General features: G+C 68.1%; 4 protein-coding genes and 1 pseudogene. 1 reads left to right on the top strand and 4 read right to left on the bottom strand.

The window, feature by feature from the left end; all coding sequences use genetic code 11:
• Positions 1–91 precede the first annotated feature (91 nt).
• Positions 92–391, bottom strand: a pseudogene (locus tag ACFU5K_RS30105) (dienelactone hydrolase family protein); the annotation flags it as partial.
• A 1,481-nt stretch (positions 392–1,872) separates the two neighbouring features.
• On the opposite strand from ACFU5K_RS30105, the gene ACFU5K_RS30100 reads away from it, so the two are divergent.
• A complete protein-coding gene (locus ACFU5K_RS30100; protein ID WP_384067342.1) occupies positions 1,873–2,685 on the top strand; it encodes a class I SAM-dependent methyltransferase in 813 nt (270 codons plus the stop codon).
• A 430-nt stretch (positions 2,686–3,115) separates the two neighbouring features.
• Here the strand turns inward: ACFU5K_RS30100 and ACFU5K_RS30095 are convergent, their stop codons facing one another.
• From ACFU5K_RS30095 to rph, 3 genes are all read right to left on the bottom strand, one after another.
• A complete protein-coding gene (locus tag ACFU5K_RS30095) occupies positions 3,116–5,176 on the bottom strand; it encodes a phosphocholine-specific phospholipase C (protein WP_384067339.1) in 2,061 nt (686 codons plus the stop codon).
• 358 nt (positions 5,177–5,534) lie between these two features.
• Positions 5,535–5,795, bottom strand: a complete 261-nt coding sequence (locus tag ACFU5K_RS30090) for a hypothetical protein (RefSeq protein WP_384067336.1) — start codon at positions 5,793–5,795, stop codon at positions 5,535–5,537.
• 552 nt (positions 5,796–6,347) lie between these two features.
• Positions 6,348–8,942, bottom strand: coding sequence for a rifamycin-inactivating phosphotransferase (gene rph, locus ACFU5K_RS30085; RefSeq protein ID WP_384067333.1), 2,595 nt, complete (start codon positions 8,940–8,942; stop codon positions 6,348–6,350).
• Between the last annotated feature and the right edge of the window lie 122 nt (positions 8,943–9,064).

The raw sequence follows: 9,064 nt of genomic DNA, 5'->3' as shown, positions 1-9,064 counted from the left end.
AGCCTCAAGAACTCCCATCATCGCAGGTCACAAGGCACTTCCTCGTTTCAGGAACGAGTGTCCACAGACACCAAGCCGGTGGATCCGGGCTCAGGACACGTTCGACGGTGTGCGCCTCGATCAAGGGCATCAGCTGGGCGAAGACTGCGGGCCGGACCTCTTCTCCGATGTGCTCGGGAAGTTCGATCACCGGTGCCGGGCCGTGCCGGTAGAGAATATTGGGGACGAGCACGTAATACCCGTGCCCGGCCAGTTCGCGGGCCATCTCCCTCAGCACGGGCCGGATGCCGAAGCCGTCCGGGTACATCAGTACGCCCTGGTGCCGCTCGCCGTTGTCGGGGAAGGCGGCGAAAGCGTCGGCCTGGCCGTCCGCGGTGGGGATGTGCAGCATCTTGGTGGGCACGAGTTCTCCTGTCGTGGTTGATGTGTCGAGCTGTGATCAACACGACAGGAGGCGGAGCCCGCGCGGCAGCGCGGGACCCTCGGTCAAACAGCGGGCCGGGACCGGCCCGTACGGCGCTCAGAGGAGCGCCGGGTCACCAATCCGTGTGTGGCGTAATGCCGTCCCGGTAGTCATCGCTGCACAAGGTAGCCCGCCTGACAGGATCGATGCCAGCCCTCCTCGGATTCTGAACCCTCTCGACGCGCTGCCTGACAGCGGTACCGATCTTGTGTCTGCTCGACCCTCACCACACTTCGAAGGCTCTGTTTCGGACTTCGAGCTGGGCCGTAAGGGCGGCCATCTGTGCCGGGAGTCGGGCGTGGGGTTCATTCAGGTTCAGGGTCTGGGCGGTGATCGTGACGGGGGAACTGCGGACCACGTGGTCGATTTCGGCCGTATCCGAAGCCGTGGCCGCGTGGACGAGGCGCGTGAGGGCCGCCAGCGGCCCGGATCGCGGTCGGATCCCGCGCCAACGGCGAACATGCCCGCCGGGCACACAACTTCTTCGGGCGTCAGCCCTGCGCGGCAGGAAGCACGATCAGTTCGTTGACGTCGACGTTCGTCGGCTGGGCGATGGCGAAAGCGACAGCGTCGGCGATGGCCGAGGTGGGAATCGCCAGTTGCTCGGCCGCCGCGCGGGCGGCGCCCTGGGCTTCCGGCGAGCCACCGCGGTCCGTCAGCTCGCTCCGGGTGAATCCGGGTCTGACGACGGTGACCCGGATGTCCCGGCTCTCCTGTCGCAGCCTACCGGCGTACCCGCCGCGCCTTCGACCTCATCGTGTCGGGCCGAACCGGGGAAGGCTGCGTGAGCCTGGGTTCCTCACACCCAGGCTCACGCACCCTTCTTCGGGGCCGGACTTCCACGGAAGCTGGTGGTGCCGGTGCGGAGCCCCGGCCGGAGCCCGGCGCTGCGTGGTGCGACGGCCGGTCGTTCCGACAGCGGGCCGGCCGCGCGCGTTGCGAGCGGGGCCGATCCGTACGGGGCCGTGCGCGTCCGTCGCCGGCTGCCGGTACCCCGGCACGCGGGGTCCCTTAGGACTGCGGAACGTCCAGGTGCGTTCTTCACCGGGCAAATACCGACTGGCCGGAGCCGACGCATGCCATTGACATCCCGACCCTGTTGATTTAATTTACATGGCAACTATGTCTTGGTCGGCCATCTCCGGAGGGTGTCTCACACCATCCGTCATGCCTGGCAGGCAGGCAGGCAGGCGTGCGTGCGTGCGGCAGGCGTGGCGGCCTGGTCCGCGAGCCCCCACTGAGGCACGAGGGCGCAGCGCCGTGCGGGCTTGACCAATGGCGGTACGCCGGTCGACCGGACACCGCTGATCCATGCTCTCGTCCCTGGAGAATGCTTGATGTCACGTGACCATGAAAGACCCTCCTCGGACTACCTGTTGGGGCATTCGCCCACGGAAACAGACCGACTCGTGCTGCAGGCCCGTCTGTACGATCCGATCACGGAGCATGTGCTGCGCCTTGCAGGGCTCGGTCGTGGGATGCGGGTCCTCGACGTCGGCTGCGGCGCCGGGGACGTGTCCTTCCTGGCGGCCGAGATCGTAGGTCCCACGGGTGCGGTGCTGGGAATCGACGCGGCTGCGGACGTGCTGGAGGTGGCGCGTTCCCGGGCCGCGGTGCGCGGGGGGAGTGGGCCGAGCACGCAAGGGTGTCTCCGATTCGAGCAGATGACCCTGCCGGACGTCGCCCTCGAAGAGCCGGTGGACGCCGTGATCGGCCGCTTGGTCCTCGGGCATCTGCCCGACCCGGTCGCAGTGCTGCGCCACCTGTCCGGGCTGGTGCGTCCCGGCGGGCTCATCCTGTTCCAGGATTTCGACAACTTCTCGTTGCGCGTCGAACCGCCGACACCCCTGGTGCGCACAGTGCTGAAGAGCGTCGCGGACGCGCTCACCGTGAAGGGAAGAAGCCTGGGCGCCGGAGCACGCCTCTACTCGCTCTTCCACCAGGCCGGTCTTGCTCCGGCACGACTCTCAGCGACGACACCGATGGGCGGAGCGGAGGACGCCACCGTGCTGCCGCTCGTCGTGCAGACTTACCGGGCGCTGTCCCAGGCGGCCCTCCCAGGCATCTCCCGGGGAGACGACCGTGCGCGGACGATCGGCGACGTGGAGACTCTGCTGCACCGTATGCACCAGGAAATCACCACGGAGCACGCGACGGTGATCATGCCGACATCCGTCACGGCCTGGAGCAGGACACCTGGGGCCGGGGACGGCACTTCGTGAGGTCGCTCGTGCGTCGTCTGCCGACGACGTCGACTCGGGTACACGAAGTGAGAACGCAGCGAAGATGATGTGAACCCTGACGGGTGTTTGTCACGTGTCTTGATCGGAGGAGCCCTGCTCTTCGCTCACGGCGACAGGCGAGGCGTCAGGCGGCTGTCGTCGTTCAGTCACGCACTGAGTGTGTGCGGCCCGCTCCTCCGTACCCGGCACTGAGAGCGTCCTTCAAGGCTCCCGGCCGGTCTGGCCCGTGGGGGGACGGGCCGGCCGGGGTTGCGGAGTCCGGTACCTGTCCTGGGGCAGGTACCGGACTCCGCCTTCGACACCCCGCCGAGGGGCGGCGCGTCGTTGGGTGCCGCGCATGCCCGCAGCCGACGCTCAGCAGGCCCGTCGGCCCTGGAGCGACGGTTGCCGACCACGCCGGAGGATCGCGTCAGGCTGTCCTGATCGCCGGGTCGGAGACGCCAGGGGCCCCGGTCTCCACATGACCGGTGAAGCGGCGCAGGAAGGTGATGTCCGCGTCGGAGACGACCCTGACGTCGTACCATCGGGCCGTCGGGCGCAGGTCGACCGTGTGGGAGACGGTCGCGCCGGGGCTGACCTTGAATGTCTGCGCCGCGCCGCCGTAGGCGTTGGTCACTGTCAGATTGACCGCCGCCGAGGCCGAGTTGATCATGCGGAGCGTCAGGTTACCGCTGCCCGGAACGTGGCGCGCGGTGACCTCGGGCCCCGTCCTCTTCGCCGGGCCCTTCCAGGTACGCAGGAAGCCGTTGGGGCCCCAGACCGTGAGATCTATCTGGTTGCCGGTGGAGCCGCTGGTGCTCCAGGTGTCCGAGAGGGTCTTGCCCGCTTCGACGGTGTAGGGCCACGGGCCGTCCGTACGGTTGCCCGAGGTGCTGTGGAAGTGGGCACCCAGGCTGGGACCGCCGGCGAAGGTCAGGGTGAACTTGCCGGTGGAGACGGTGGCACGGCCGTCCACGTACGGGCTGTAGCCGAGGGCGCGGGTCGGCTTGGAGCCCGCCTCCTGCTTCGGCAGGGTGCCCGTGCCCGGCGGGGTCGGATGGTAGGACGGGTGGCGGTTCTTGTCCGGCGGCACGTAGCCGGCCGTGGAGGGCAGCGTGGCGGGGGCCGTGTCCGGGCGGGCGAAGTCGAAGGCCGATGTCAGGTCCCCGCAGACGGCCCGGCGCCACGGCGAGATGTTCGGCTCCTGCACGCCGAAGCGCTTCTCCATGAAGCGGATCACCGAGGTGTGGTCGAACGTCTCGGAGCAGACGTAGCCGCCCTTGCTGTACGGCGAGACCACGATCATCGGCACGCGCGGGCCGAGCCCGTACGGGCCCGCCTCGTATCCTCCGCCGCCCGGGTACAGGTCTCTCGACACCTCCGCCGTGGACAGGCCCCAGGCGGAGGAGGCCGGGGGGTAGGGCGGGACGACGTGGTCGAAGAAGCCGTCGTTCTCGTCGTAGGTGATGAACAGGGCGGTCTTCGCCCATACCGCCGGATTCGCCGTCAGCGCGTCCAGGACCTGCGAGATGTACCAGGCGCCGAAATTCGTGGGCCAGTTCGCGTGTTCGCTGAACGCTTCGGGGGCGGCGATCCAGGAGACCTTCGGGAGCGTGCCGTTGACGACGTCCGCCCGCAGCAGGTCGAAGTACGTGCCGCCCGCCTTGACGTCGGTGCCGGTGCGGGCCTTCTCGTACAGGGCGCTGCCGGGCTGGGCGTTGCGGTAGTTGTCGAAGTACAGGAGGGAGTTGTCGCCGTAGTTGCCTCGGAAGGCGTCGTCGATCCATCCCCAGGACCCGGCGGCGTTCAGGCCGTCGCCGACGTCCTGGTAGACCTTCCAGGAGACCCCGGCCGATTCCAGTCGCTCGGGGTAGGTCCTCCAGCTGTAGCCTGCCTCCTGGTTGCCCAGGACGGGGCCGCCGCCCTTGCCGTCATTGCCGGTGTGACCCGACCAGAGGTAGTACCGGTTGGGGTCGGTGGCTCCGATGCGGGAGCAGTGGTAGGCGTCGCACACGGTGAAGGCGTCGGCGAGGGCGTAGTGAAACGGTATGTCGTTCCGCGTCATGTACGACATGGTCGTAGCCGTCTTGGCCGGAACCCACTTGTCGTACTTGCCGTTGTTGTACGCCTGGTGGCCACCGGCCCAGTCGTGGTTCAGCCCTTCCAGGAACTGCATGCCGAGGTCGGCCACCTTCGGGTTGAAGGGGAGGACGTCCTTCGTTCCATCGGACTGGTGGAAGACCGATCGGCCGTTGTCCTGGAGCACTGGCCGGGGGTCCTCGAAGCCGCGTACGCCCTTCATGGCGCCGAAGTAGTGGTCGAAGGAACGGTTCTCCTGCATCAGGACGACGACGTGCTCGATGTCCTGGATCGTCCCTGTGCTTCCCTGCGCCGGAATGGTGGCGGCTTTCGCGATGCTCTCGTTCAGCATCGCGAAAGCCGCGGTGCCTCCGGCGATCTGCAGGAACCTGCGGCGGTCGAGCTCTGTCATGGGTGACGACCTCTGGTGTGATGGGGGGTGTCAGGGGCGCCCCAAGGACAGCGGTCCCGGGGTACCGGACGGGGGGCGGGTTCGTGACACCCCGCCGTACACCTGGAGAACGTAGCCTTCCCCGGCGACACGTACTCTGCCCGCGCGGCGCGCCTGCGGCTCGTGGGGAGGGTACGTGCAAGACGTCCCCGGGCAACAGGTGCCGGTGCCACGCACTTTGTACGGGGGCCGGATCCCGCCACGCGCGCTACCCGCGAGAACCCTGGTCCGCATCGGCCCGAGCCCCGAGGACCGGCTGCAACCCCTGCTCCAGCGGCGCGGCCCATCTTCAGGCTGCCGTCGCGGGGGACTCCTGAGATCAGTTGTCGACTGACCGGTTGCGCGCGCTCACTGCTTCAACCCCTGCCTCCACCAATCCCGTGACGGCCGAGGCCTTGTCCGATACCCCGGTCTGCTGTGCCACTCCATGGGCGGCTGTGCCGGTCCGCTCTCCGACGGTGCTCGCGGTCAGAGCGGTGTCGGTCAGCGCCGGAGCCAGACTGTCGGCTTGGGCAGAAGGGGCGGCCACCAGCAGGAAGGATCCGGCTGCGGCCACGGTGAGAGCTCGGCATACGTTCATGATCGGTACAACGCGCCCCCTTCCTGTAAGACACGCACCCGGCCGATGTCCGTCACCACTCCGCCCCGTGCCCGCCTGCCGAGTCGAAGGTGCGAGCGGCACAGGCTTCCCACGGCCGGCCGGACAGCCGGCCGTGCGGGATGCGCCGGTGTCAGTCGTCGCTGCGGACGATATTGCGCTCCGGCCCGGTGTCTGCCGGGCACTCCGGTTCCCGATCGGGGTCGAGAATCGCCGGACGGCACGTGCGTACCCGCGCATCAGGGGGCACCCGGTTACTTCTCGGCTGTAGGTCTATCCGCATATCCATGGCCCTCTCCTGTGAGTTCCGGTTCCTTTTCGTTGCCATATGGACGGGTGCCCCTGGGGAATTGAGTCATGCCCGGGGCGGATCCCGGCAACGGCAGTCGAATCGATCGGTGTATCAAACTCGTTGACGAAGCCCGTGCGCGGGTGCGCGCTGCAGGTGGCCGTCGCGGGACGATTACGGAATATGGCTTTGCCGCTCCCCGCCTGGCCGCTCCCGGTCGCTGCCGGCGCCCTCCCGGTGTGGTGTCACGGCAGGATCTCGATATGTCCGTCGGTGCCGTCCACGCGGATGCGCTGGCCGTCGCGGATCAGCCGGGTGGCCTGCGCCACGCCCACGACGGCCGGCAAGCCGTACTCCCGGGCGATCACCGCGCCATGCGTCATCAGCCCGCCCACCTCTGTGACCAGGCCCGCGATGCCGACGAACACCGGTGACCAGCTCGGATCCGTGAAGGTCGTGACCAGAATGTCGCCCGCTTCGAGATCGGCCTCCGCCATGTCGAGGACTACGCGAGCCCTTCCTTCGACGATCCCGACCGAAACCGGTAGGCCGATCAGGGCTCCGGCCGGCACACCGTCGCGCCGGTACGCTCCGGTGACCGCCTCGCCGTCCGATGTGAGTACCCGCGGCGGGGTGAGTGCCTGGTACGAACGGAACGCGTTCTTGCGCTGCTGAATGAGCTGGTCATCCACCTTGTTCGACCGTGAGACCTCGTGGAACTCCTGGAAGGTGAGGTAGAAGACGTCCTCCTTCTCCCGGAGCACATCGGCTCGGGTGAGTCGCTCGGCTTCCTCCATCAGGGCCTGCTTGTAGACGAAGTAGCGGCTGATGATGTTGTACTTGGGGTATTCCCGGTACCCGATGAAGGTCCGGACGCGGTCGATCATCCGCTTGGTCTCATCGGCCAGGCGCGCCCCGTCCGGCAGGGCACGCAAGCGTGACAACACGTCATGTTCCTTCTTGAGGGCGTCCTCCCGCCCTTGCTCGAAGCGCCGGCCGGCGGCTCCCGGCCCGAAGTTCCGGACGTTGTCGAGGATCGCGGGCACGAGCGTGGTGGGGCGCTCCCGCCAACGTGGTCTTGTGATGTCGATCTCGCCGACGCAGCGCATACCGTACCGGTCGAAGTATGACTCGATGGCCTCGCGTGCCTCCCTGCCACCCGCGAGCCTGCCCAGCTCGTCCAGGAAGCCCGAGTCACCGGCGCCCCGCAGCCAGGCAACCACCTCCGGATGCCGGCGGATCACGTCCGCGACGTCGAGAAGCGCCAAACCCATCTCCGAGGTGACGTTGCCAGGCGCGGACAGCGTCAGCGTGTCAGCGGCGTTCTTCTCGCCCAGCCGGTCCCGCAGCGTCTCGTTGAGCCACCAGGTGGCCTCCATCCCTGCCATGATCGCTTGGAGGTTCAGCGGATCGCTGAGCACCTGCTTGTGCTCCACGAACGCCTCGAGCAGGAAGTCGAACAGCGCCGGTCCGGTCTTCGTCCGGATGCTGCGACTCAGGGCGGCGGTCGACGCCCGGCTGCGTTCGATCAGCCCGGTGACGATGTCCGGATCGGTCTCGATGGACGGAGCGCCCGCCGGGCGCCCGCCGGGGCTGCCCGCATCCGGGAGCGAAGGGACGAAGCCGTCGCGGTCGAGAACCGTCTCCAGAGCGTCCCTGATCAGTGGATCGCCCTTCCCCATGACCTCCAGAAGGCCCGCGCGGCCAGTGGATGAGGCCAGACGCGCGGTGACGTCGACGAAGAGCCTCCCGCCGGCCTCGTGCATCGGCACCATGGCCGTCAGCGCCCACATGGACAACCCCAGGGGCTTCATCGGGTCGGTCATCATCTGCTGATGACCGACGGAAACGTAGGCGTGGTTGTCCTGGTCGCCGGCCCGGGGAATGGGGAAGAGCGTTGTGATCGGGCGGCTCTGAACGATCTGGAAGTGGCCGTCGGACAGGCACCATTCGATGTCCTGCGGGCGGTCGAAGTGCGCTTCGATCCGTCGGCCGAGCTGCACGAGCCGTACGACCTGCGCATCCGTCAGCGCCGGCTCGTCCTGCCGCCCCGGGGCGATCGGCACGGTCTGCGTACCGCCGAGGGGCAGGGCGACCACAGAACGCTGTTTGGCGGCGATCGCCTTGTCGACGATCTCGCCCTCCCGCACCTTGAAGACGTCCGGGTTCACCAGGCCGGAGACCAACGCCTCGCCGAGACCGAAGCCGGCGTCGACGGTGGCCACCTTCCGGTTGCCCGTCACGGGGTCGGCCGTGAACATGACGCCGGCCGCCTGCGGGAAGACCATCCGCTGCACGACCACGGCCATATGGACCGCACGGTGGTCGATGCCGTTCCGTCGACGGTAGACCACGGCCCGCTCCGTGAAGAGCGAGGCCCAGCATCGGCTGACGTGTCGGAGGACCGCCGAGGGCCCCACGACGTTGAGGTAGGTGTCCTGCTGGCCCGCGAACGAGGCCGTCGGCAGGTCCTCGGCCGTCGCGCTGGACCGCACGGCGTAGGCGGCCTGATCACCGAGCGGAGCGAGCGCAGAGGTGATCGCGGCCGCGAGATCGCCCGGGATGGCGATCTCTTCGATCGCCCGACGCATACGCGCGCTGTGTGTGCGGATCGCCTCCCCGTCGTCCGGGTCCAAGCGCGACAACTCATCGAGCCGATCGTCGATCGCAGGCACTTCCGCCATGATCCGACGGAAGGCGCGGGTAGTCACGCAGAAGCCCGGGGGTACGCGGATTCCTTCGATTGCCGACAGCTCGCCCAGGTGAGCCCCCTTGCCGCCGACTGCGTCGATCTGCGTCGTGTCGGCCTTCCGCAGATCCAGTACGTACTGTCCGGTCATTCCGACACCTCCGAGGCAGCCGTCGTACTCAGCCCGAATCCACCGGCTTGATGCCTGTGGATAGCTTCTCCGGAAACGAGGAAGTGCCCTGTGGCCTGCGATGATGGGAGTTCTTCACGCTT

It is taken from the genome of Streptomyces sp. NPDC057428 (assembly GCF_042803195.1).
Classification (GTDB): Bacteria; Actinomycetota; Actinomycetes; order Streptomycetales; family Streptomycetaceae; genus Streptomyces.
The sequence above is the reverse complement of the archived record's forward strand: the minus strand, read 5'-3'. Positions and strand labels throughout refer to the sequence as shown.

Excerpts from the sequence above, each read along its gene's own strand:
- ACFU5K_RS30095 (WP_384067339.1), bottom strand. The coding sequence starts at position 5,176 with ATGACAGAGCTCGACCGCCGCAGGTTCCTGCAGATCGCCGGAGGCACC.
- ACFU5K_RS30090 (WP_384067336.1), bottom strand. The coding sequence starts at position 5,795 with ATGAACGTATGCCGAGCTCTCACCGTGGCCGCAGCCGGATCCTTCCTG.
- rph (WP_384067333.1), bottom strand. The coding sequence starts at position 8,942 with ATGACCGGACAGTACGTACTGGATCTGCGGAAGGCCGACACGACGCAG.